Genomic DNA, 26,266 nt, shown 5'->3' with positions numbered 1-26,266 from the left:
AAAACTCAACAAAAAATTAAATTAATTTAAACAAAAAGTATGAAAACAATTTATAAAAAGTTGTTAATTTTAGTACTGCTACTCCCTTTTAGTATTCTGGCTCAGAATACTGTTGGCGGAACTGTTCTTGATAAAGTTTCAGGACAGCCAATTCCGGGGGTAAATGTAAATGTACAAGGTGCCGCAAATGGTGTTTCTACTGATTTTGATGGTAAATATCAGTTGTCTAATGTTAAGAAAGGGGATAAAGTCGTGTTTTCTTATATTGGATATAAAAATACAGTTGTGGATTATGTTGCCCAAAAAGTAATGAACGTTTCTTTAGAAGAGGATGCGAATCAATTAAAAGAAGTTGTGATCCAAGTGGGTTATGGTACTGTTAAGAAGAAAGATGCTACCGGAGCGGTAACAGTATTGACAACTAAAGATTTTAATAAAGGACCAGTAACTTCTGCGGATCAAATGATTCAAGGTAAGGTAGCTGGTTTGCAGATCATCAACGGTGGAGGTTCTCCAGGTGAAGGTGCTACAATTAGAATTAGAAGTGGGTCTTCTTTATCTGCAAACAACGATCCATTATATGTGATTGATGGTGTGCCAGTTGCTGCTGGTGGAGTAGAAGGAAGTAGAAACCCATTGTCTACAATCAACCAAAACAACATCGAATCTATTTCGGTTTTGAAAGACGCTTCGGCTACTGCAATTTATGGTTCACGTGCTTCGAATGGGGTAATTATTATTACAACCAAAAAAGGAAAAGCAGGTGATTTACAAGTAAATTATAACGGAAATTTTCAAGTATCTGAAATCACTAATAAAGTAGATGCTTTGTCAAGTAAACAATTCAGAGATTTTGTAACCACTAACGGAAGTGCTGCGCAAGTAGCATTAATGGGTGCTGCTGATACAGACTGGCAAGATGAAATCTATAGAACGGCTATTGGTACAGACCATAATATTTCATTAAGTGGTGGTTCTGATAACATAGTATATAGAGCGTCTGTAGGTTATGCAAATCTAAATGGTATCTTGAAAAGAGATAACATGGAGAGAACAACATTAGGTGTTGGTGTAACAGGTAATTTCTTGGATAATCATTTAAAAATTGAATTAAACAATAATACATCTCTTATAAACAGTAATTATAGTAATCGTGGTGCTATTGGATCCGCTATTCGTTTTGACCCAACACAAGCGGTAAGAAATCCTGATGGAACTTTTTTCCAATGGTATACTTCTCCTACTGAAATCAATCAATTGTCGGGAAGAAATCCATTGTCTCAAATTGAGCAACAAAATAGTTACGGAACATCATACAGAAGTATTGGAAACATCCAAACGGAGTATAAAATGCATTTCTTACCAGAATTGAAAGCGGTTGCTAACTTTGGTTACGATCAGTTGACAGGTAGATCATTTGGAAATACAGAAGCTGATTACCTTAATGGTCTTTCTGGTTCTGGATTTAATAACACTTATGAAAATAATCAATCACGTTTTAATAAGTTGATGGATTTGTTTTTGAATTACAATAAAAAAGTAGAATCAATCAATACTGTTTTTGATGTAACGGGTGGTTATTCATATCAAGATTTTAGAGAGTCTTACAGATCTTCAAACTTTAATTTTCAAAGTAACAATACTACTGTAGGTACTAATTTCCCTACTCGTATTAACTTGCAATCTTTTTTTGCGAGAACAAACATTAGTATTGCCGATAAATATTTATTGACTTTATCATACAGACGTGATGGTACTTCAAGATTTACAGAAACAAATCGTTGGGCAAATTTCCCTGCTGTTGCTTTAGCTTGGAAATTGAATGAAGAAAGCTTTTTGAAAGATGTAGAAAGTATTTCTACATTAAAAATCCGTGGAGGTTGGGGTATTACTGGACAACAAGATATTGGAGTTAGCTACCCATCTATTCCATTGTATTTAGCTTCTAATACAGCTGCTCAATACCAGTTTGGGAGTGATTTTTATACAACCTACAGACCACAACCTTATAATAGTAACTTAAAATGGGAACAAACTACTACCGTTAATGCTGGTTTGGACTTTGGATTTGTAAACAATAGGATAAATGGTAGTGTTGATTTATACAAGAGAACTACTAAAGATTTATTATTGTACACACAAAATCCTTCTTTCTTTGGATTCTCAAACTTTGACAATTACAACGTAGGAACAATCGAAAATAAGGGAATTGAAATTGCTGGTGAGGTAATTCCTGTTCGCAATGACAATTTTGAATGGAGAATTGGTGGTAACATTACATTTCAAGATTCTAAAATCACCAAGTTAACTACTACACAGCCAAATACTCCGGGTATTAATATTGGAGGGTACGAAGGTGCTACTGGAAATACGATTCAAAACCACCAAGTAGGTTATGCACCAAGTTCTTTTTATGTGTATGAGCAAGCGTATGGTGTAGACGGAAAACCATTAGATGGTGTGTATATCGATAGAAATAAAGATGGATTGATTACGCAACAAGATAAATACCGTTTTCATAAACCTGCAGCTGATGTTTTTTACGGTTTCAATACTAGCGTAACTTACAAAAACTTTGATATGGGGATGAACTGGAGAGGATCTTGGGGGAACTATAATTACAACAACGTAGATTCTAGTAAAGGTTCTTTCAATAACATTTTGATTAGGAACACAGATTTATCTAATGGTGTTGAAAATTTACTAGAAACAGGTTTTCAATCAAATGATACTAAACGTTTCGAATCGGATTACTACATTCAAGATGCTTCTTTTATTAGATTGGACAACGTAAGTGTTGGATATACTTTCAATCAAAAAGAGAATTCAACTTCATTAGTTAAATTGACATTGTCAGCTCAAAATGTTTTGGTAATTACTAAATATGAAGGTTTAGATCCAGAAATTTCTGGAGGTATTGATGGAAATTTATACCCACGACCAATTACTTTCACGTTAGGTTTAAACGTTAATTTCTAATACAAATAACAAGAAAAATGAAAAAGACACAAATAAAATTATTGGGTATTTCTTTGTTACTGTTGGTGCTATTATTCCCATCGTGTACAGATGATTTGAACCAATCTCCGGAAGGCAATGTTGCTGTTCCTGGTGATGAATTTTTTAGCACGCCAGAATCCTACAAACAAAATTTGGCTAAGTTATATGCAGGATTTGCTACTTCGGGTCAAACTGCAGCTGGCTCTCCTGATATCTCAGGAATTGATGAAGGAGAAAGTCAATACATCAGAGGGTTTTGGTTGATGCAAGAATTAACTACAGACGAAGCTGTTATCGGATGGAATGATGGTACTATAAAAGACCTACATTCTCAAACATGGACTTCACTAGACCGTTTTATCACGGCTACATTTGCACGTTTCTCTTTTCAAATTGTAAATTGCAATGAGTTTTTAAGACAAACTACAGATGAGAAATTAGCTTCTAGAGGGCTTGATGCTGCTTTAATAGCAGAAATTAAAACGTACAGAGCAGAAGCACGTTTCTTAAGAGCATTAACGTATTGGCACTTAATCGATATGTTTGGTGGTGGATCTTTAGTTACTGAAAATTCTCCAAGCACATTCTTTTACCCTGAATATGCTACAAGAGCAGAACTATACAAGTTTGTTGATGAAGAATTAACAGCAATCACCCCTGAATTGAAAGCACCAAAAACAAATGAGGCGTATCGTGCAGATCAAGCAGCAGCTTGGATGTTACAAGCTAAATTGTATATGAATGCCAAAGTATACATTGGTACTGATAATTATGCAGGTGCATTGCCATTAATTACGAAAGTAATCGCTACTAATTATTCTTTGCATAGCAATTATAACCAATTGTTTTTTGCTGACAATGATAGAAATGGAGCGCAAAATGAATTCATTTTTGCAATTGCTTTTGATGGACTTAGAACTCAAACCTATGGCGGAACTACTTTCTTGACACATGCACCAGTGGGTGGTACCATGAAAGCTTCTGAATTTGGAATCAATGGTGGTTGGGCTGGAATCAGAACTACTTCGGCATTTGTAGATAAGTTTAATGGAAATACTACTGATACAAGAGGCCAATTCTATACAGATGGACAAACGAAAGAAATTGTTGACATTAGTAATTTCACGGATGGGTTTGCTATTCAAAAATTTAGAAATGTAGATGTAAATGGAGTTCAAGGTTCTGATAAATCAGGAGATTTTTCTGATTCAGATTTTCCAATTTTCCGTTTGGCAGATGCTTATTTAATGTATGCTGAATGTGCGGTAGTTGGTAAAGTTGGAGATCTTGGAACTGCCAGAGGCTATGTAAATGCTCTAAGAACCAGAGCAAATACTTCAACGATAGCTACTCTTAACGCAGATGCTACTGGAGCAAACTTAATTCTTGATGAAAGAGCAAAAGAGCTACACTGGGAAGGGCATAGAAGAACGGATTTAATTCGTTTTGGTAAATTTTCAGGTGGCAGTTATATCTGGCCTTGGAAAGGAAATGTAGCTGGTGGAGCGCCAACTCAAGCGTTTAGAAATTTATTTCCTATTCCTGCTACTGCATTGTCATCAAACAGTAAATTACAACAAAACCCTGGATATTAATAATATTAAAAATAAATAGAAAAATGAAAAATATAACTAAATCAGTAATTGCTTTATTCGCGGTACTTGCCTTGTCTTGTAGCGTTGAAGATGTAGAAGATAGACCAGTAATTCAAGGAGTTGATACTCCAGAATTAGTTGCGCCTGAAAACGATAAATCATACATATTACTTGAAGAAAATGCAGATAATGTTGCAGAGCGTTTTGTATGGACCAAAGCAACTTATGGCGGTGATGTTGAGATTGGATACAAACTTTTAATAGACGTTAAAGGCGGTGATTTTACAAAAGCAATTGAATTAGGAGGAACTTCTGGTGCCACTCAAATTGAAGTATCTGTAAAAACCTTAAATCAAGCAGTAATTGAATTAGGTGGAATTCCTGATGAGTTAGGATCGTATGATGTTAAAGTTGTGTCTAGTTTAGCAGGAATCGAAAAAATGATGTCTGAAACTCCATTGACTATTTTAGTTAATCCATACACAGGATTAGTGCCATACGCATTTACAGATTGGTACTTAATTGGTGCAGCCGTTGAAGGTGGTTGGGATAATAATGTTGATACGAAACACCAACCTATGTTTAGAGGTGGAGCGAATCCAAGTATTTATAAATTTACAGGATACTTTGCTGCAGGAAATTTTAAGCTAATTTCTGTAAAAGGGAGTTGGGCATCTCAATTAGGGAATGCAGGAAATAATACAATTGAAATTAAAGATAATGCAGGTGAATTTACAATTTCAGCTTCAGGATATTACACTTTTACATTTAATGTAGAAACGTTAGCGTACACTTTAGTTCCTTATAACGCATCTGCGGCCTCAGTTTATTCAAGAATTGGTTTCTTGGGATCTTCTAGAACGGGTACTGATGCAGGTTGGAATGGAGATGATTCTGAAATGACTGTTTCAGCATTTAGTCCTCATGTTTGGTCACTAAGTATTTCTCTATTTGATGGTAAAGGGAAATTTAGAGCAAACAATGCTTGGGATACTAATTGGGGAGGAGATACAGAATTTTCAGGTTTTACTGGTAATGGTGCTAGTGGAGGAGACATTCCAGTTGCAAAATCAAAATACAAAATTTATTTCAATGATTTAGATGGTAGTTATTTGATGTTGCCAAATCAAGAATAAGTTATAAAAATAAAAAGGCTATCTCATAGGTAGCCTTTTTCTATCTAATTAAATTAACACTTAACTATGAAAAAAACACTACTTTTTTTATTGTTTTGCCTTTCAATTGGTGTCTCAGCTCAACAGCAAAGTATTAGCTATACTATAAGTCCAGCTACTTTTGAGGCAACAACTCCTATTACAATCACAGTAAATGGAGCTTCTGTAAATGAAGCAACTTGGGGAGTTACCGGAAACGCATTATACATGTGGACTTGGTCTTTTGACATCAATGATGCAAACAGTATTGATTGTCCGACTAATGGTACATGGACTGCGTCCAACGAAGCGAATAGATTTACTTATAATTCGGTTTCAGATACCTATACTAAAACATTTACTCCTGCTACCTTTTATAACAGAAACGGAATAGGTAGAATAGGATTTCTTGTAAAAGCTAAAGACGGAACTGGGGATAAAAAATCACAAGATAACTTTGTTGAAGTTGGTGCTTTTCAGGTTACATTAAGTGCCCCAGCGGAGAATAGCTCTACTATTATAGCTTCAGGTGGTAATCTGAGTATTTCAGCTACTAATACAAGCGGTAACGCCAGTTATGTATTAAAAGCAAATGGAGCTAATTTAAATATTAATGCTGCAACTTCTAGTTATTCCTTTAATCATACTAATATTACTGGAAATCAAAACTACGAACTACAGATTACACAAGGAGCAACTGTGGTTACTAAAAAATTTAGTGCTATCGTGAATCCTAATGTAGTTAGCGAAGCTTTGTCAGCAGGTTTATTAGATGGTATCAATTATAATCCTACAGATGCAACAAAGGCAACTTTAGTATTGGATGCTCCGTTTAAAGATTTTGTATATGTTGCAGGAAGTTTTAACAACTGGCAACCAACAGCTGCTTTTGCGATGAAAAAGGACCCAACTTCGGGTAAATTTTGGTTGGAGTTAACAGGATTGGTTTCTGGTACAAATTATACGTATCAGTATTGGGTAGTTGATGCTACGCCTATTGCAGGGACACCATCTTTAGTAAAAACAGCGGATCCATATTCGACTCTTGTTTTATCTCCGTTTGATGATGGCGGGATTCCTGCTTCGAAGTATCCAAACATGCCAGTTTATCCTGAAGGACAGGAAAGAGAAGTAACCGTTTTACAAACAGGTAAAATACCTTATGCATGGAGTAGTGCTACAACAAACTTTGTTAAACCAGAAAAAGAAAAATTGGTGGTTTACGAATTACTAGTACGTGATTTTGATGCTAATAGAAGCTATCAAGATTTGATTAATAAAATTGATTATTTTAAAAATTTGAAAATAAATGCGATTGAGTTAATGCCAGTAATGGAATACGAGGGCAATGAAAGTTGGGGTTATAATACCTCTTTTCACATGGCTTTGGATAAATTCTACGGAACTTCAGATAAGTTAAAAGAGTTTGTTGATTTGTGCCACCAAAACGGAATTGCCGTTATTCTTGATGTTGCATTGAACCATGCTTTTGGAAGAAATCCGATGCTTCGTATGTGGATGAACGATCCTGATGGCGATGGATGGGGTTCTCCTTCAACTGAAAACCCTTATTTTAATACAACGGCCATGCACAGTTATAGCGTTGGGGAAGATTTTAATCATCAACAGCCAAGAACTCAGAACTACGTAAAAAGAGTCATTAAACAATGGGTTGAAGAATATAAAATTGATGGATTTCGTTGGGATTTAACCAAAGGATTTACCCAAAATTGCCCTGCTAATGTTGTTGGAGGTCAAGAAGCTTGTACCGGTATTAAGCAACAAGATCGTGTAGATGTTTTGAAAGCCTATGCTGATTATTCTTGGAGTTTAGACCCAACTCATTATACTATTTTTGAGCATCTAGGGAATGATGATGAAGAACAACTTTGGGCAAATTACAGAATTAACGAAACGCCTAGTAAAGGGATTATGATGTGGGGAATAATGACCAGTCAATACAATGAATTGTCAATGGGATATTCTGGAAACATTTCGCGTATGAATAGTTCCAGTAGAGGCTTTACCACAAACAGATTAATTGGTTATGCCGAAAGTCATGATGAGGAACGACTAATGTATAAAAATTTACAATTTGGGAATAGTGCCAATGCCGCTCATAATGTAAAAACACTCAACGTAGCTTTGTCTAGAATGTCAGCAATTGGGGCAGTTTCGTTATTGGTTCCAGGACCAAAGATGATTTGGCATTTTGGTGAACTAGGTTGGGAAAATTCTATTTTTGCTTGTAATAATGGCAGTGTCAACTCTCCTTCGGATGCAATATCTGGGGATTGTAAATTAGATACCAAACAACAACCACAATGGGTTGATAATTGGCTTGAGGACACCAATAGAAGTAAAATTTACAACGATTGGTCTAAAATGATTACGATGAAAACGGTAGAGCCTGTTTTTTCAGGAACTGCAACTATGGCAAATACAAGTTCTTTATATCCAAATATCAAAATTACCAATAGTGCTTTGGCGTCAAGCCAACTTAAAGATGTTTTGATCTTGGCTAATTTTAATGTTACCACGCAAAATGTGGCAACTGGATTTCCTTACACGGGACAGTGGTATAATTTGATGGATAATACTACAATCACCGTTACGAATGTGAATGACCCGATAACAATTCCGCCCGGTGAATACCGAATCTATGGAAACAAAACGGCCTCATTGGCAATAGATGATTTTGAAAAAACACCAACAGTTTTATTATATCCAAATCCAGTTTCCAGTTATTTTACCATTAATGCTGAGACTTCTAAAGTTCAGGTTTTTTCTATAACAGGACAATTGGTAAAAACGTTTGATGAAAAGCAATCTGAAGGACATCAATTTGTGGTTAGTGACTTGAACAAAGGTTTTTATATAGTAAAAGCGTATGATGAGAATAATGGAGTTCAGGTATTGAAGTTCATTAAGGAATAATACGGTTTGTTTGTTTTGTTTTAAATGTTTGAAAGGCTGTCTCTACCAAGACAGCCTTTTTTGTATAAAAAAACTGCTCCATGAATGAAGCAGTTTTTAACAACAATTAAAACTAAAATCTAAATTTTTCCGTCTTTGATTTCTTCCACAATTTCAGGATTCAATAACGTTGAAATATCTCCAAAATTAGAGTAGTCTCCTTCGGCAATCTTACGCAAAATTCTACGCATGATTTTTCCCGAACGGGTTTTTGGTAAACCGGAAACAAACTGGATTTTGTCCAATTTTGCAATGGGTCCAATATGGTCTGATATGTGTTGGTTAATCTCTTTACTCAGATTTTCTCTGTCGCGATATTCTCCGGTTTCTTTAAGAATTACAAAACCATACAAAGCATTTCCTTTGATGTCATGTGGGAAACCTACAATAGCACTTTCAGCAACAGCAGGATGTTCATTGATTGCATCTTCTATAGGAGCAGTTCCTAGGTTATGTCCAGAAACAATAACCACATCATCTACGCGGCCCGTAATTCTGTAATAACCAACTTCATCACGCAATGCACCGTCTCCAGTGAAATATTTGCCTGGGAAGGTAGAGAAATAGGTGTCTTTATAACGCTGGTGATCGCCCCAAATGGTTCTGGCAATTCCCGGCCAAGGAAATTTAATACATAAACTTCCTGTAACCTGATTGCCTTCAATTTCGTTGCGTTTTTCGTCCATCAAAACAGGTTGAATACCTGGTAGTGGTAATGAAGCGTATGTCGGTTTTGTTGGCGTTACAAATGCGATTGGCGAAATCATGATTCCTCCCGTTTCGGTTTGCCACCACGTATCCACCACTGGACATTTTTTATCGCCTACATGGTTGTTGTACCAGTGCCACGCTTCTTCATTAATAGGTTCTCCCACAGATCCAATCACTTTCAAAGAGGTCAATTGGTACCTTTGTACATATTCGATGCTTTCTTTTGCCAAAGCTCTAATAGCAGTTGGTGCCGTGTAAAACTGGGTCACTTTATGCTTTTCGATGGTTTGCCAAAAACGACTAAAATCAGGATAAGAAGGAACGCCTTCGAAAATTACCGTCGTAGCTCCGTTCAATAATGGTCCGTAAAGAATATAGGAATGTCCGGTAATCCAGCCAATGTCAGCGGTACACCAGAAAATATCATTGTCTTCATAATTAAAAACGTTCTTAAAAGTATACGCAGAATACACCATATAACCTGCTGTAGTGTGTACCATTCCTTTTGGTTTTCCTGTTGAACCAGAAGTATAAAGGATAAACAAAGGATCTTCGGCATCCATGATTTCAGCTACATTATTGTCCGAAGCTTGATCCAAAAGAGGTTGCAACCATTGGTCACGACCTTCTTTCATGTTAATGTTTGAGTTGATTCTTTTAGCAACTAAAACGTTCTCTACACAAGGACAATTCAATAAGGCTTCATCAACGATACTTTTCAAATCGATGGTTTTGTTCCCACGATATCCACCATCTGAAGTGATTACCATTTTACATTCGCTGTCATTGATTCTTGCTGCTACTGCCGAGGCAGAAAATCCTGCAAAAACAACCGAGTGAATGGCTCCAATTCTGGCGCAGGCCAAAGTGGTAATCGCTAATTCAGGAATCATTGGTAAGTAAATACAAACGCGATCTCCTTTTTGTATGCCTTGTTCCTTTAAGACATTCGCCATTTTGCAAACACGTTCGTACAATTCATTATACGAAATATGCAATGCTTCTTCATTTGGATCATTTGGTTCAAAAATGATAGCTGTTTTGTCTCCTTTTTTAGCAAGATGCCTGTCAATACAGTTTTTTACAATGTTTACTTTTGCATTGGTAAACCATTTTATATCGGCTTCAGCCATATTAAAGTCAACTACTTTATCCCATTCTTGGTACCAAGTAAAATTTTCCGAAGCAATTTTGTCCCAAAACTTTTTGGGTTCACGAACTGATTTTTTGTAATGTTTAAAGTACTCTTCTAAATTATTTATTTTATAGTAACTCATGATTTTGGTAAATTTTAAATATTATAAACGCCTATTTTATACTTTTTTAATGTGGTCACGATTTCTTCTACAATGGATTCATCATCAATAGTTGACGGAATTTGGAATTCCTCGCCATCGGTAATACTGCGCATCAGTTTTCGAAGGATTTTCCCCGACCGTGTTTTGGGCAATCGTTGTACAATGACTACATTTCGTAGCGAAGCTACAGCTCCAATTTGCTGACGAACCAGTTTAATGATTTCTTGTTCCAACTGGTACTGTTCGATTTCAGTTCCTGATTTGGTTACCACCAAAGCCAAAGGAATTTGTCCTTTTAACTCATCGTGAATTCCAATAACGGCACATTCAGCCACGGATTCATGAGAAGCAACAACTTCCTCCATTTCTGCTGTTGACAATCGATGTCCAGCTACATTTATTACATCATCCGTTCTTCCAGTGATGAAAATATAACCGTCTTCATCTTTGTAACCACCATCGCCAGACAAATAATAACCGTCAAATTTGCTGAAATATCCAGTTTTGAAACGTGCTTCGTTTTCCCAAATGCCTAACATATTCCCCGGCGGTAAAGGCAATTTTACAACAACCAAACCTTCTTCATTGGCGCTTAATTCGTCGCCGTTTTCATTAAAAATCCGAATGTTATATCCACAAACTGCTTTGGTAGCTGAACCGGGTTTGACTGGCATTTTTTCAATTCCTAGAGAATTGGCAATCATTGGCCAGCCAGATTCTGTTTGCCACCAATGGTCAATTACAGGAATAGGAATGTGTTGTTGGTACCATTCTAATGTGGCATTGTCACAGCGTTCTCCCGCCAAAAATTGATTTTTAAGACAACTCAAATCATATTGTTTGATGAATTCTCCGTCGGGATCTTCTTTTTTAATGGCTCGAATGGCGGTTGGAGCGGTAAACATAGTACCTACTTTATGCTCTGAAATGATTCTCCAAAACGTACTTGCATCTGGAGTTTTTATTGGTTTTCCTTCAAAAATTATGGTGGTATTTCGGTTTAATAAAGGGCCATATAAAATGTAGCTGTGTCCCACTGCCCAGCCCATATCCGATGCCGCCCAAAAAGTTTCGTCTTGATTTACATTATAGATGTATTTCATGGAAAATTTCAATGCCACGGCATAACCACCGGTATCTCTTACGATTCCTTTGGGTTTTCCTGTAGTGCCGGAAGTGTATAAAATATACAGCGGATGATTGGAATGTAAAGGAATACAAGGCGTTTCTTCGGAGCCGTAAACCAAGGCGTCGTAATCCACATCGTATTTCTTAAAGGGAATTCGCGCACCTAATTTTCTATTGAAAACAATGACTTTTTTTGGTCGATGAGAAGCAAGTTCAATGGCTTCGTCTACCAAAGGTTTGTACGCAATTAATCGGTCAATCTCTATTCCGGATGATGCCGTTATGATTGCTCTGGGTTTGCAATCATCGATTCTAATCGCCAATTCATGCGGTGCAAAACCTCCAAAAACAACCGAATGAATCACGCCAATTCTGGCACAAGCCAACATGGCAAACGCAGTTTGAGGAATCATAGGCATGTAAATTATGGCCGTGTCTCCTTTTTTCAAACCCAGTGACTGCATGCCTCCAGCTAATTTTGCCACTTCGGTTTTTACCTCTGAAAAGGTATATTTTTTTACGGTTTGTGTTACCGGAGAATCGTATATAAAGGCGGTTTGGTCCCCGTATCCGTCTTGAATATGCTTGTCTAATGCGAGATAACAAATGTTCAATTCGCCATCTTTGTACCAAAGCGGATATCCATTTTCGTCTTTCGACAAAATTGTTTCCGGTTTGCTGTACCACTCAATTTCATCGGCTTGCGCTGCCCAAAAGGCTTCTGGTTGCGCAATACTTCGGGTATAAATTTCTTCGTATTTCATGGTTGAATTTGTTTCTTATTGAATTAAATCCTGAACTTGTTCTACTAATTTTTTAATCGAAAAAGGCTTGACTACATATAAATTAGCCCCTAGGGAAAGCCCTTTTTCAATATCTTTTTCTTTGTTTTTTGCGGAAAGGAAAATGACTTTGCAATGCCGCAAGCGATCGTCTTTTTTTATTTGTTCTAATGTGGCAAAACCGTCCACCATGGGCATCATTACATCCAGAATAATTACATCCGGAAGTTGAATGCTTAAAATATCAAGCGCTTCTTGACCGTCTCTTGCTATGAAAACTTCAAAATTGTTCTTTTTGAAAGTATATTCCAATGCCATTACAATGTTTGGCTCGTCATCTACAATTAAAATCTTTTTCATTGTTAACTATTTTTCTGTAGTATTATAATTGGGTAACGTAAAGATGAAAGTGGCTCCGTCAGTTACCTTTTTTTCAGTCCAAATGCTTCCTTTATGGTGTTCGATAATTTGTTTGCAAATGGCTAATCCTAAGCCGCTTCCTATTGGTTTTTTTATGTTTTGGTTTCGCGATTGGTAGAACTTATCAAAAATTGCTTCGGCATCTTCTTCTTTAATCACTTTGCCGTTATTGTGAATTTTCACTTCTATATTAGACTCGTTTTCAAGTATCGAAATAGCTATTTTTCCATTTGTTTCGGAACAAAACTTTATCGCATTCGATAACAAATTATGAATCACCTGAACAATTCGTTCTTCATCATAAAAAGCTCTAATTTCTTTGCTAGAATCGTCAAATTCAATCTCTATATTTTTATTTTTAATTAATTGATTTAAGGATTTTAAGGTATTTTTAATGGTTTTTGTGAGGTTGTTTTTAGATAAGTAAATCTTCTGCTTTCCAGTTTCAAATTTTTCTAAATCCAGAATTTTATCAATTAAACGGTTCAAACGATCCGACTCCGAAATGATATTTTGTAAAAACTGTTTTCTCAGTTCATCCGGAATGTCGTCATCATCGTGAAGGATTTCGCTCGCTGCACGAATGGCGGTTATTGGCGTTCTCAATTCATGGGTAACCGTATCCAGAAATTCATCTTTTTGAATGTCTTTATTGACTAATTCCTGATTCGCATTTTTTAGTTGTTCTGATATTTTTTTTAATTCATTCGAGGTGTCCGTCAACTTCTTATTGATGATGATGTTTTCTTTGGATTCTTCCAAAATTCGGAGTACTTCGGGCAAACTGATTTTGTCTTCTTTGACCACACTCGAGATTAAAATTTTGGCGGAAGCCGTACCAATATGGCCTGTCAATAAATTTTCGGCAAATTTTATAAATCGCGCATCGGCAGTGGTAACGTCTTTATCGATATTGTATTTCAAATTGAAGATAGTCAGTGCTCTTTTGGTTCGGTCTTCGCCAAGAAATCGCTGCAACACTTTTTGAATATCCGAGATGTAAGCGGTTCCTTTCCACACAAAAGCATTTTCGTGATTGGTGATGTATTTGTCTATATCTACAAACATTTCGGCATAATTACGTTCTCTATAATTGCCTTTAAAACTAACTGATACTGCTGCGTAACTCAAAATATTGATTAGTAAACTCCAAAAAACCGCATGTGGAATTGGCTCTAAATAATTCAATCCAAAAAGTTCGAATGGCCTCAATAAAGTATTTCCCCAAGGACCTTCAGTAAGAAAATGGCTTGTAGAATTTGTCATTCCTAGCGCATAAGGAATTAACAGTGTGTACAAACAAACTAAAAAGCCAAGCACGATACCTGTTACAGCACCGTTTTTAGAACCTCTTTTCCAGAATATAGCACCAAAAAACGAAGGAGCCAATTGGGCAATAACTACAAAAGCAACCAGCCCGATGGAAACCAAAGAATAGTCTAAAATGAAAATGCGATAGATGGCATAAGCCAAAATAATGAGGGAAAAAATCCCTATTTTTCTACTGTTTACAATTCGTTTGCTGTTCTTTTTCTGTGAAGAATTTTCTAGTGAACCAATAAAACCATAAGGAATCAGTAAGTTGTTGCTCAGCATGGTGGCCAGTGCGATAGAAGATACAATAATCATCGAAATGGCTGCTGAGAACCCACCTAGAAATACCATAACGGTCAAGGTGTTATTGTCAAATAGTTGCGGTATCAGCAAGGAATACGTGTCTGAATTATGGCCTTTTCCTTCAAAAAGGATGTTGCCACCCCAAGCTATTGGGAATACAAAAATATTAAAAAGTAACAGATACAATGGGAAAAGCCAGATCGCTGTTCGGATGTGCGTTTCTTTGTTGTTTTCGACAATAGCGGTATGAAATTGCCTTGGCAACAGAAAAATAGCAAACATGGATAGTATACAAAGAAAGAACCAGTTGATTCCGTTTGTAAGACCACCAATGGTATTTTTTTTGTCGAAATCCTGCAGCACTGCCGCTTTTTGATAGATGTCATCAAATCCATCAAAGACAAAATAGGTCACATAAATACCTACGATTAGAAAGAAAACCAACTTCAAGATGGACTCCATGGCTACGGCAGTTACAATACCGCGTCTTTTTTCGGAGGCATCTACATATTTTGTTCCATAATAAGAGGCAAATAACGCCAATGCTAGACACACATAAGTTGTAGTATCCGTGAAGATGTTGTCACTCGATTCCGTTTTGGTAACAATATGAAAGGTATCCGAAATTGATTTTAGCTGTAAAGAAATATAGGGTAAAATCCCAGAAATACAAACTATGGTAACCAATGCACCAAGAAATCTACTGTTTCCGTATCGTAAAGAAATAAAATCTGCAATGCTGGAAATTTTATTTACTCTCGAAATTCGGATAATTTTCTTGAGAATAATCATCCACGTTGGGATAATTAATATGGGACCTAAATAAATGGGTAAATAACTCAAACCGGATTCTGCAGCAACACCAATACTTCCGTAATAGGTCCAGGCGGTACAATATACGGCTAATGAAAAGGAATAGATGTAGGGATTATTTGTCCATTTAGAATGACTTCTTTTTTCGGACCAATAGGCAATGTAAAAAAGAATCGACAAATAAAGCATCAATATTAATAAGAGTCCAATGCTATTCATAATATCTTTTTATGATTAGGTACGATATGGCGATTGAAAACAGCCAAGCCGAGAAGATATAAATATAGATGATTGGGAATCCAAAAAGGGGTTGTGAACTGTCAAATAACAGCAAGAGTGGCACGTTCAAAGCCAATAACATTAGCATTGAAAGGATAACCAACTTTTGTTCATGTCTCTTTTTCATAAGAAGATGCAGTTTGCTTTGCAGCGGTATTGCTTTCGCTTTTTAAAGATTTTATTGTTGAATCTTTATGTTTAAAAAAAATAAACAATCTCTGCAAATACATGCAGAGACTGTCTATTGTGGCAATTTAATTAATTTTTTTCATCATAATCACCCATTAAGGAGTAATACCCAAAGGTTCCTAATCCTAAAACGATTAATGGAGTGAGTATAAAAAGGATAATAATCCCAAATACTAAATCTTCTTGTTTGCCTGACATAAATTTTGGCAATCCAAAAGTAAAGATGCAAAAATACGCTGCAGCAGCAGCACAAGCAATCCAAACTAATCCTAAAACTCTTTTTATCTGATTCATATGTTGATATTTATTGTTTTTTATCGGTCATATGTAATTCGCATATCATCATTGGTGTTTGTAGCCAATTGCAGTAATGCTCATTTCATAGCTGTGTTTTTTATACGTGAGCGTTTTTATCTTTATTTTTAATGTAAACCATTCCAACTACAAAGCTGACTGCAGCAATAACAATTGGATACCACAATCCTTCAAGGTAAAACTCTGGATGTCCTAAGTCTTTTGCATTCGTTACAAAATAAGTCGAGATAGCTGGAAGTAATCCTCCAAAAATTCCATTTCCTACGTGATATGGCAATGACATTGACGTGTATCTAATTTTTACTGGGAACATTTCAACTAAGAACGCCGCAATAGGACCGTAAACCATAGTTACAAATATCACTTGTATAAATACTAAAAAGATCAAAGCCCAATTGTCACTGGAGTTAATTTTTAGCGTTGTTTTAGTTTCAATTTTCGGCTTACCGTCTACAACTTTAGCGGTTCCGTTCTCTAAAGATACCGTTTTTACCTCTACTAATGTTGTTCCATCTGAATACTCTTTATTCGTAGTATAGATAGAGTCCATGGTTTGTTTTTTATTCTCCTTTAATTCAGCAATAATTTTAGTATTTGCTACGATTTCAGTTTTATTTTTGACAGATGTAGTTTCATACATTTGTTTGTAAATAGGTCTGTATAAGACAATGGCTAATAACATTCCGCCCATCATAATGTATTTTCTTCCTACTTTATCACTCAGCCAACCAAAAAAGATGAAAAATGGTGTACCCAAGATTAATGCAATTCCGAGTAAGGTATCTACTTGTGACGAATCAATAGACATTACTGTTTTTAAGAAACTCATGGCATAGAATTGACCGGTGTACCAAACAACTCCTTGTCCCATTGTGGCCCCAAATAAAGCTAGCAAAACAAATTTTAAGTTGTAACGGTTTCCAAAACTTTCTTTCAATGGGTTGGTGCTTGTTTTTCCTTCGCTTTTCGCTTTAGCAAAAACAGGAGATTCATCCATGTTTTTTCGAATCAAATACGAAACTCCAACCATGATGATAGAAACCCAAAACGGAACTCTCCATCCCCATTCGTCAAATTGCTCTGGTGTAAGGATGTTTCTCGTGGCTAAAATTACCATCAAAGAGATGAATAAACCCACCGTTGCAGTAGTCTGAATCCAAGAAGTCCAATATCCTCGTTGTCCAACGGGAGCATGCTCGGCGACATAGGTTGCGGCTCCACCGTATTCACCACCCAAAGCAAGACCTTGAAGCAAACGAAGAATTAATACTAATAAAGGCGCCATGAATCCAATAGTTTCATAACTCGGGATACATCCTATCAGGAATGTCGCTCCACCCATTAAAAGTAAAGTGACCATGAACGTATATTTTCTTCCAATTAAATCGCCTAATCGTCCAAAGAAAAGGGCTCCGAAAGGACGCACTACGAATCCTGCTGCGAAGGTTGCTAAAGTGGATAAGAATGCTGCTGTAGGATTATCTGAAGGGAAAAATTTTGTTGAGATTACAACGGCTAAACTTCCAAAGATGTAGAAATCATACCATTCGATCATTGTACCCATTGAGGATGCGGAAATGACTTTCCAAATTCCTTTTGTTGATTTTGTACTCATAAATTTATATTTTTTAAAATTGGTTTATAGATAGATTTGGATTTGTACTATGAAGTCTCCCAATGATCCAGAACGAGTTGTTGGAGCGGTGTAAACAGGTCTAGTAGAATATTGCGCTGTTATTTTTGCATGATGGCCATCTAGGAAAAAGTTAGATCCTACGTCAAACTGAGTACTTGATTGCTCTAAAGCATCAAAGTTTTTATAAGTAACAGCTCCAAAAGGCTGGATGCGAACTTTAGGTTTCGCCTCTTTGTTAGGTAATAAAATTCCGGCTTGTGTATACCATATATTTCCTGAGCCAATAGTAGGTTGTGCATTTCCAGCTCCAGCGATTGCTCTGCTTCCTGTGAAATTAGGATCTACTGATCCAATGTTCATGATACCAACATTACGTAAGTAATTAGGTCCAAAATCATAATCATACAGTACACTATATCCAGTTAAAGCCATTTTATTTTCTTTTTTCCCTATCGGTAAATCTAGAAAAACGTCAGCTGAAAAAAGTTTGATATCGTGTTTGTTTATAGTACCGCTTACAGATGATCTTGTCGCGTCAGGAGCGGTGTAAAAACCAGCACCTATATTGAATACTTTTTTGGTTCCTAAATAACTTCCGACTTTAAAAGGCAATACATTTGCTTCTTGCTCTAGAAACTGATATTCAAAATAACCTGCTTTTGACCATTTTGTCATGCCGCTATTATCAACGGCCACAGCATTTTCGGCAGTCGTTACGTTTGTAGGAACTAGGTTTGTAGCATAAGGTTTATTGTAGCTCAAACGATATTCTAATTTTCCATATTTTCCTTTTGCAAATAACCCTACTTGTCTCGCAAATTGATCCGAGTTTTCAATTAATGGCCAGTTAAAAATAGGTGCGTCGATAGTTAAGAAGTTAAGTGTAGAAGCCATCGTTAATCGGGATAATCCCATGTAGTAATGTAATCCAGCGCCAAGCGACATGCTGAATTTTTTCTCTTTTTGAGGCAATACAACCGCATATTCGTTCCAAGCATCGTGGAAAAATAAACCAGGTTTTTTACCAGCGCCATAGCCTCCAGTTCCAGACGTTCCTGCTGCGCCACCATTGGTAAAAGTTTGGTTGTTAATACCAAAGTGGGTTACAATCATGTATCTTTTTGATACTTGTGCATACGCTAGAAAACGCAAACGTCGATTACCAATGTCGGTTGCGGTCGAAGTTGCTTCACCGCCAATCATGGTGCCAGGATTCATTTGAGCAGAACGCATCCAGATCTGGTTCCATGCAATCACACGCATGAATTTAGAACCATCTTCATTCAAATTGAATTTCAGTCCGGCGCCATAGTCGGTAGAGCCTTGCGAAAAACCTTTTTGGGACAATAAGAGTACTGCCGCTATAAAAAATATTTTTTTCATAAATAAAATTTTGGTTAGTAAGTGGTTGGTTAATAAAGTACCAAATTCTATTATTTTATTCTGAAAAAAAATTTAGATATATATATATGTAAAGTTGTATAGTTAATCTTTGAATCTTTCCCATTTTATAAGCATAAACTTATCGCCAAGTTCAGTTATTATCATTCCTGCTCCAGAGAGCAGTTCTTTATTTTTTAGATGTTCAACTAGTTCTAAGTGATTAAAAATCTTATAGGTAGGATGGTAGTTGGCATGAGATGGTTTTTTGATATTGAAGGTTTTTACCCAGTTGCTTACGGTTACGTGAGAAACCCCTATAATGCGCTCGATTTCACGAAAACTCAAGCCTTCTAAATATAGTTGGAGCGCTTTGGTAACATAGTAGTCATCGATCTTTTTGCCTATTTTGTTGACTGTGAAAAAATAATTACATTTTTTGCATAAATACCTTTGTTTGCTATTGATTATACCACTTTTTATAATGTGGTCGCTTTGGCATTTTGGGCACGTTAAAAGTTCCATATATATAAATTTTGCATAAATATATCAATTTAGCAACTATATAAAAGAGAATTATTTAAAAAATATGTTTTTAATTTATGAAAGGTGCATTTTTATTAAAAAAAATGTGTGTGTTTGATAAATTTTATCCGTTTTTGATAAAGTCATTGCTTGGAATACCGTATCTATTTATCAATCATTTTATTTGTAATACTACCTTACTGAAAAATAATTTTATGTATTATAATGTAGCATGTTTACGCTAGTTTCCACCAATAGCCTTGATAGTCTTGAACCCTAGGAAGGTATTCTCGTTGTGTAACAAATAGAAACAGTGGACAGCAAGAGGATTCATTCTTGAAAACTTCAATTGTTCTACTCCAAATTGTAAATAGGTTCTAAAATCTTTTTATTAGTTTTACTGTAACACAATTTCAATCCGATACTCTTACTGTAAAAACTATTGTTATTAAAAGCTATAATTTATGAAAAAAATTGTTTTAAGTGCTGTTTTACTTTGTTCTGCATATATGTTGCAGGCTCAGTCAATCAATAAAATTATCAATAAAAAATACGTTACGAAGATAGAGAAAGTACTTTCGGCGGATGATATGCAAGGCCGAAGAGCTTTTACTCCAGGAATAGATAAAGCTTCCTCTTTCATTGAATCTGAATTTAAGAAAATTGGATTGCAAACATTTAACGGTGCGAAAGATTTTAAGCAAGAGTTTTTCATGACCGAGTCTAAAAATGTTTCTTTAAATGTTTTAATTGATGGTAAAGCAATAGATAAAGAGGATGTGGTTTCTTTTTCCTATCAACCACAAATTGCTTTGACTGAAAAAAGTGATGTTCAGGTTGTAAAAATAAGTATCGGAGATAAATTTGGTCCGAAGTTTTACGAATATTACCAAAGTGAAAAAAATCTTTTAGTTCTAGTGGATGTTTCTTTTAAACCCAGAATTCAAAATATGAAGCATATTCCGCAAATGAGTGCTAATCCTGGTGGGAATACGGTAGTGTTTGTTTTTGGAACTATGGAGGCGACCCAGTTTACTATAGAAGGAACTAATACAGTAACTAAAAAAGCATTGAATAATGTAGTAGGTGTTTTAAAAGGCAAAAGTAAACCCAATGAATACGTGGTTTTCTCAGGGCATTATGACCATTTAGGTGTGGGTTCACCTGCTGAAGGGGAGCAACATGATGCTACTGATTCTATTTATAATGGTGCCAATGATGATGCCGCTGGAACAACAGCTGTAATTATGTTAGCCAAGTATTTTAAAAAACTAAATAATAATGAGCGTACGATATTGTTTACCACTTTTGTAGCAGAAGAAATAGGTGGTTATGGCTCTCAATACTTTTCGAAACAATTAAATCCAGATCAGGTTATGGCTATGTTTAACTTGGAAATGATTGGAACGGAGTCAAAATGGGGTAAAAATTCAGCTTATATTACTGGTTTTGAGAAATCAAGTATGGGGGCAATATTGCAAAAGAATTTAGAAGGATCAGCGTTTAAATTTTATCCAGATCCTTATCCAGAACAACAATTATTCTATCGTTCGGATAATGCAACTCTAGCAAAATTAGGCGTTCCGGCACATACAATTTCTACGTCAAAAATGGATAGCGAGCCTAATTACCACAAAGTAAGTGATGAAATTGAGACTTTAGATATGGTAAACATGACAGAAGTCATTAAAGCAATTGCAATCAGTTCTTCTACCATCATCAACGGAAAAGATACACCATCACGCGTCGATAGTAGTGCTTTGAGTAGGAAGTAATAAAATTTTTGGTTTCTTTAGTGGATACTGTAACGATAGTATTAAAGGGTAGTTGTTTGACAATAAAAAAAATTGTTAAATAATTATCCTTTTTGTGTTTTAAAAATTCAATCGCGCTGCTGAGCTGCAATCGTTAGCTCCTGATGGTTCCGAAGCGTATTGAGAAATTCTCGCAGTCCCAATCTCGAAGCATTAGGACGGGACGAAGAAATGTATTGAATAGTAGGAGGTTTTATTCTTGAAAACTTTAATTGTTCTGCTTCAAATTGTAAATAGATTCTAAAATCTTTTTATTAGTTTGACTGTATCGATTATGACCTAAAAAGTGCTTCATGAATTTTAATAAACAAAAAACCCACTAATTTCTTAGTGGGTTTTGTGGTACCTCCAGGGATCGAACCAGGGACACATGGATTTTCAGTCCATTGCTCTACCATCTGAGCTAAGGTACCTCGCTGTTGCGGGTGCAAATATAGAATGATTTTTAGTTTATCCAAAACAATTTTTAAAAAAAATCAATTCGTACCTTCGCCAAATCAAAAAACAAATTATGATTTTAGTTGTCGATGTAGGAAACTCTAGAATTAAAGCGGCTGTCTTTGAGGGTGCTATCCTTTTTGAAATTTTCGTTTTTTCTGAAATTGAACTGCAGAAAAATATTGAAAATATTTTAAAAAAATTCGAAAAAATAACTGATTTGATTGTTTCGTCTGTTGGAGATGTCGAAAAACAGTCTTTTTTAGCTTTTAACAATGTATTGAATGTGCATTTTCTATCTCATGAAGATTCTTTTCCGTTTCAGAATCGGTATGCGACTCCTAAAACTTTGGGAATTGATAGGATGGTTCTTGCTGCGGGAGCAACGCTTCAGTTTCCAAATCAGAATCGATTGGTTATTGATGCAGGAACGTGTGTTACGTACGATTTTATTGATGAGAAAAATAATTATTTAGGTGGAGCTATCTCGCCAGGTTTGCGATTGCGCTACGAAGCGCTGCATAATTTCACAGCTAAACTTCCTTTGTTGTCATTAGAAAGTCCTAAAGGTTTCATTGGAACATCGACTTCAGAATCTATTCATTCTGGCGTGGTTAACGGTTTCGTCTATGAGATTGACGGTTTTATCGATGAATATAAAGCAATGTATTCAAATTTTATAATAATTTTAACGGGTGGCGACACAGATTTTTTGGCTAAACGATTAAAAAATACCATATTTGCCAATTCAAATTTTCTCCTGGAAAGTTTGAATCAAACATTTCAATATAAAATCAAAAATGATTAAAAAAATTATAATAAGCGCATGTTTGCTTTTATCATTAGTGTCTTTTGCTCAAGAAGGAACATCTTCGCCATACTCTTTTTACGGAATAGGGGATGTAAGGTTCAAAGGAGCGCTTGAAAATCGCTCTATGGCAGGATTAGCTGTTGAACAGGATAGTATTCATATAAATTTACAAAATCCAGCCAGTTTCGCAAACCTTAAACTAACCACTTTTACTTTAGGAGGAACTTATGGAACAACAACTTTGAAGAATACAACTGAATCCGCAAATGCTACAAGGACTACTTTGGATTATCTTGCAGTTGGTTTGCCTTTGGGTAAGTTTGGTTTGGGATTTGGATTGATTCCGTATTCTTCTGTAGGATATAAAATTGAATCTATTTCAGGAAATGCAACAGAAAATAACAAGCGTTTTAATGGAACTGGAGGGTTGAATAAAGCTTTTTTAGGAGTGGGATATAAAATTGCTCCAAATTTTAACATTGGTGCAGATGTGAATTATAATTTTGGAAAAATTGAAACGAATAGTCTTGAGTTTATTACCGGAGTTCCTATTGGAACACGCGAATTGAATTCAGCAGATTTATCAGGAGTGAATTTCAATCTTGGAATGATGTATCAAACCAAAATCTATAAAAAAATCACTCTTTTTAGTAGTTTGACTTATTCACTAGAGAGTTCTTTAACTTCTAAAAATACTCGAAATATAGCAACAGTAGTTTATAATTCAAATTTTGATGTGGCTGTTGTTGATGCTCTTGATGATATTAAAACGGAAGCAAGTATGACAATGCCAAGCAAAATATCCTTAAGTGGAGGTATTGGAGAAGCTAGAAAATGGCTTATTGGTGGAGCCGTTTCTTATGGAAAAACTTCAGGGCAAGCAAATGACTATAATAACGAAGCAAATGTAGGTTACGGAAAATATGGAAGCGTGAGTTTAGGAGGGTATTACATTCCTAATTACAATTCGTTTACTAGTTATACAAAAAGAATGGTCTACAGAGCTGGTATTAAATATGAGAAAACAGGATTGGTTATCAACTCTGAATCGATAAATGATATGGGACTTACTTTTGGTTTGGGACTTCCAATAACGGGTAGTTTCTCTAATGTAAATTTTGGTTTCGAATTAGGGAAAAAAGGAACTACAAAAGCAAATCTTGTTCAGGAGAACTATGCTAATTTTAGTGTGGGTTTCTCACTTAATGACAAATGGTTTGAAAAACGTAAATTCAACTAAAAACAAGAATTGGTGCTATTGCCAAATATCTCGGCCAAGTTCAGCGTATGACTTTAGTCAAAAAAAAACATATTAAATTAGTTGTCACAGTTTTTGCTGTGACACTATTTTTTGGTTGCGAAAGTAATTTCAAAGAGATTCAAAAGATTAATTTCTCTGAATTTATTCCGAGCAGTGATGCGGATATAGTAAATTTGAAATACACCGATTCAGGAAGAGTTACGGCAATTTTGGTTAGTTCGAAAATGCTAGATTATGCAACAGTTGATTTTCCTTTTACAGAATTTCCAAAAGGAATTGATGTAACTTTATTTGATAAAAAAGCAAAGAAAACATTTATCAAATCCAATTATGCTATTTCATATAAAGGTACAAATATCATTGATTTACAAGGGAAAGTGAAGATTTTTACCGAAGAGGGTCAGACCTTAGAAACGGAGCAATTGTATTTTGATCAAAAAAACGAATGGTTTTTTACGGAAAGAAAATTTAAATTATCAGATCCAAAAGGAACTTCAAATGGACAAGGAATTGACTTTAGCAAAGATTTCAAAGTGATTAATTCTCAAAAAATAACTGGCGAAATAGAATCAGCCGATTAATACAAATACAATATGAATTACCTAAAATATACACAATACGTTTACCTTGTTTTTGGAGCCTATTTCATTTATGATGGTTTTACTAAATTAAATGATCCCGCAGGAACTTTTTGGTTGAGTTTCATGATCGCAGGATTGGCTATTTTTATGTTTTTCTTCAGAAGAAAATTTGCTAAAAAATTTGACGACCGAAACAAAAAATCCTAATTAATGGAAATTAGTATTATCATATTGTGTCTAATACTAAGTGCTTTTTTTTCAGGGATGGAGATAGCCTTTGTCTCTTCAAATAAAATTTATCTTGAAATTGAAAAAAAACAAGATAATTTCGTTTCAAAAACACTCACGAAGCTTACTGAAAAACCAACTAATTTTATAGTAACCATGCTTATTGGGAATACTGTGGCTATGGTGGTCTATGGTTTTTTTATGAGCGAATTAGTGATGCAATGGTTTGTAGCTTTAGGATATCATTTTTCAGATGGATTAAATTTAGTGTTACAAATTCTGGTTTCAGCACTACTAATTGTTATTACCGCGGAGTTTCTGCCTAAAGTTTTTTTTCAAATTTATGCGAATTCCTTAATTAAGGTTTTTGCAGTTCCAGCCTATGTTTTCTATAGGTTTTTCTATTTTATTTCTGCCTTTTTTATTGGGGTCTCTGATTTTATATTAAAGAAATTCTTCAAGACTGAAGGAGACACTATTCAATTATATTTTAGTAAAATAGAACTGGGAAATTATATTACTGAGCAAATGAGCACTGTTGAAGATAACGAAACCGTAGATTCTGAAATACTAATGTTTCAAAATGCATTAGAATTTTCTGGCGTGAAAGCCAGAGATATAATGAGTCCTCGGACTGAAATTATTGCTGTTGACGTATTTGATTCTATTGAAAACCTCAAGGAACTATTCATAGAAACGGGCTATTCTAAAATTGTAGTTTATCAAAACTCATTGGACGATATTGTTGGTTATGTACATTCGTTTGATTTGTTTAAAAAACCAAATAACATTAAGGAAATTGTCATCTCGGTAGAGTTTGTTCCCGAAACAATATTTATAAAAGACGCTATGAACTTGCTTACAAAAAAACGCAAAAGTGTTGCTGTAGTGTTAGACGAATATGGAGGGACTTCTGGGATAATTACTATAGAAGATATTGTGGAAGAGCTTTTTGGGGAAATAGAGGACGAACACGATTCAGACGAAGAACTGATAGAAAAGGATTTGGGTGATGGGGTTTTTGTTTTTTCAACGCGTTTTGATGTAGAGTATTTAAATGTAACCTACAAACTTGCAATTCCTGAAAGTGATTCTTATGGGACACTTGGCGGTTTTATAGTCGATTTTACAAAAGAGATCCCTGAAAAAGGGGAGGTGATTACCATAGGCAACTATCATTTTATAATTGAAGAAGCTACAAATAAGAAAATAGAATTAGTAAAAATGACCGTACAAGAGTGATTTTTTTTAGGAAAATAAAATTTCTTGCAAAATAAAACGCTACTAGTATAATTATTAATTAGATAATTGTATT

Annotated in this window: 18 protein-coding genes and 1 tRNA gene; 10 read left to right on the top strand and 9 right to left on the bottom strand. The window is 35.3% G+C overall.

Annotated elements, in window-relative coordinates:
• Positions 1-39: 39 nt before the first annotated feature.
• The 4 genes from V5J73_RS13180 to V5J73_RS13165 all read left to right on the top strand — a co-directional run bounded on the left by V5J73_RS13180 (position 40) and on the right by V5J73_RS13165 (position 8,686).
• On the top strand, positions 40-2,979 hold the full coding sequence (locus tag V5J73_RS13180; protein ID WP_338646438.1) for a SusC/RagA family TonB-linked outer membrane protein: 2,940 nt from the start codon (positions 40-42) through the stop codon (positions 2,977-2,979).
• 17 nt (positions 2,980-2,996) lie between these two features.
• Complete coding sequence (locus V5J73_RS13175; protein ID WP_338646436.1) at positions 2,997-4,595, top strand: RagB/SusD family nutrient uptake outer membrane protein; 1,599 nt, start codon at positions 2,997-2,999, stop codon at positions 4,593-4,595.
• Between the two features lie 23 nt (positions 4,596-4,618).
• A complete protein-coding gene (locus V5J73_RS13170; RefSeq protein WP_338646434.1) occupies positions 4,619-5,731 on the top strand; it encodes a SusE domain-containing protein in 1,113 nt (370 codons plus the stop codon).
• A 66-nt stretch (positions 5,732-5,797) separates the two neighbouring features.
• On the top strand, positions 5,798-8,686 hold the full coding sequence (locus tag V5J73_RS13165; RefSeq protein WP_338646433.1) for an alpha-amylase family glycosyl hydrolase: 2,889 nt from the start codon (positions 5,798-5,800) through the stop codon (positions 8,684-8,686).
• Between the two features lie 119 nt (positions 8,687-8,805).
• Here V5J73_RS13165 and acs read toward each other — a convergent pair whose 3' ends face one another.
• The 8 genes from acs to V5J73_RS13125 form a co-directional block, all read right to left on the bottom strand.
• On the bottom strand, positions 8,806-10,713 hold the full coding sequence (gene acs, locus V5J73_RS13160; RefSeq protein WP_338646432.1) for an acetate--CoA ligase: 1,908 nt from the start codon (positions 10,711-10,713) through the stop codon (positions 8,806-8,808).
• 14 nt (positions 10,714-10,727) lie between these two features.
• The gene (locus V5J73_RS13155) at positions 10,728-12,626 is read right to left on the bottom strand and encodes a propionyl-CoA synthetase (RefSeq protein ID WP_338646430.1); all 1,899 of its coding nucleotides are present in this window, start codon (positions 12,624-12,626) and stop codon (positions 10,728-10,730) included.
• Between the two features lie 15 nt (positions 12,627-12,641).
• On the bottom strand, positions 12,642-13,004 hold the full coding sequence (locus V5J73_RS13150; RefSeq protein WP_338646429.1) for a response regulator transcription factor: 363 nt from the start codon (positions 13,002-13,004) through the stop codon (positions 12,642-12,644).
• 6 nt (positions 13,005-13,010) lie between these two features.
• A complete protein-coding gene (locus V5J73_RS13145) occupies positions 13,011-15,713 on the bottom strand; it encodes a sensor histidine kinase (protein WP_338646428.1) in 2,703 nt (900 codons plus the stop codon).
• Between the two features lie 318 nt (positions 15,714-16,031).
• Positions 16,032-16,256: a DUF6814 family protein gene (locus tag V5J73_RS13140; RefSeq protein WP_338646427.1), complete on the bottom strand. Its 225-nt coding sequence runs from the start codon at positions 16,254-16,256 to the stop codon at positions 16,032-16,034.
• A 100-nt stretch (positions 16,257-16,356) separates the two neighbouring features.
• Positions 16,357-17,892, bottom strand: coding sequence for an MFS transporter (locus V5J73_RS13135; RefSeq protein WP_338646425.1), 1,536 nt, complete (start codon positions 17,890-17,892; stop codon positions 16,357-16,359).
• A gap of 24 nt (positions 17,893-17,916) precedes the next feature.
• A complete protein-coding gene (locus V5J73_RS13130) occupies positions 17,917-19,296 on the bottom strand; it encodes a porin (RefSeq protein WP_338646424.1) in 1,380 nt (459 codons plus the stop codon).
• Positions 19,297-19,398: 102 nt separating this feature from the next.
• Positions 19,399-19,818, bottom strand: a complete 420-nt coding sequence (locus V5J73_RS13125; protein WP_338646423.1) for an IS1/IS1595 family N-terminal zinc-binding domain-containing protein — start codon at positions 19,816-19,818, stop codon at positions 19,399-19,401.
• A 464-nt stretch (positions 19,819-20,282) separates the two neighbouring features.
• Here V5J73_RS13125 and V5J73_RS13120 point away from each other — a divergent pair, with 464 nt between their 5' ends.
• Positions 20,283-21,593 carry a M28 family metallopeptidase gene (locus V5J73_RS13120; protein ID WP_338646422.1) on the top strand — a complete coding sequence of 437 codons (1,311 nt, stop codon included), beginning with the start codon at positions 20,283-20,285 and terminating at the stop codon, positions 21,591-21,593.
• A gap of 379 nt (positions 21,594-21,972) precedes the next feature.
• On the opposite strand, the gene V5J73_RS13115 is transcribed toward V5J73_RS13120, so the two are convergent.
• A tRNA-Phe gene (locus V5J73_RS13115) sits at positions 21,973-22,045 on the bottom strand.
• 98 nt (positions 22,046-22,143) lie between these two features.
• Between V5J73_RS13115 and V5J73_RS13110 the strand changes: the two genes are divergently transcribed.
• Genes V5J73_RS13110 through V5J73_RS13090 form a run of 5 tightly spaced genes read left to right on the top strand, consistent with a single transcriptional unit; the run spans position 22,144 to position 26,193 of the window.
• Complete coding sequence (locus V5J73_RS13110; protein ID WP_338646421.1) at positions 22,144-22,878, top strand: type III pantothenate kinase; 735 nt, start codon at positions 22,144-22,146, stop codon at positions 22,876-22,878.
• Entirely contained in the window at positions 22,871-24,121 is a 1,251-nt protein-coding gene (locus tag V5J73_RS13105; RefSeq protein ID WP_338646420.1) for a hypothetical protein, read from the top strand. The genes V5J73_RS13110 and V5J73_RS13105 overlap by 8 nt, the downstream gene beginning before the upstream one ends.
• A gap of 47 nt (positions 24,122-24,168) precedes the next feature.
• Entirely contained in the window at positions 24,169-24,723 is a 555-nt protein-coding gene (gene lptC / locus V5J73_RS13100; RefSeq protein WP_338646418.1) for an LPS export ABC transporter periplasmic protein LptC, read from the top strand.
• A 12-nt stretch (positions 24,724-24,735) separates the two neighbouring features.
• On the top strand, positions 24,736-24,930 hold the full coding sequence (locus V5J73_RS13095; RefSeq protein WP_338646416.1) for a hypothetical protein: 195 nt from the start codon (positions 24,736-24,738) through the stop codon (positions 24,928-24,930).
• Between the two features lie 3 nt (positions 24,931-24,933).
• Entirely contained in the window at positions 24,934-26,193 is a 1,260-nt protein-coding gene (locus V5J73_RS13090) for a hemolysin family protein (protein WP_338646414.1), read from the top strand.
• Positions 26,194-26,266: the final 73 nt, after the last annotated feature.

The sequence above is a fragment of the Flavobacterium sp. KS-LB2 genome, from assembly GCF_036895565.1.
GTDB lineage: Bacteria > Bacteroidota > Bacteroidia > Flavobacteriales > Flavobacteriaceae > Flavobacterium.
This window is presented reverse-complemented; position numbering and strand designations above follow the sequence as displayed.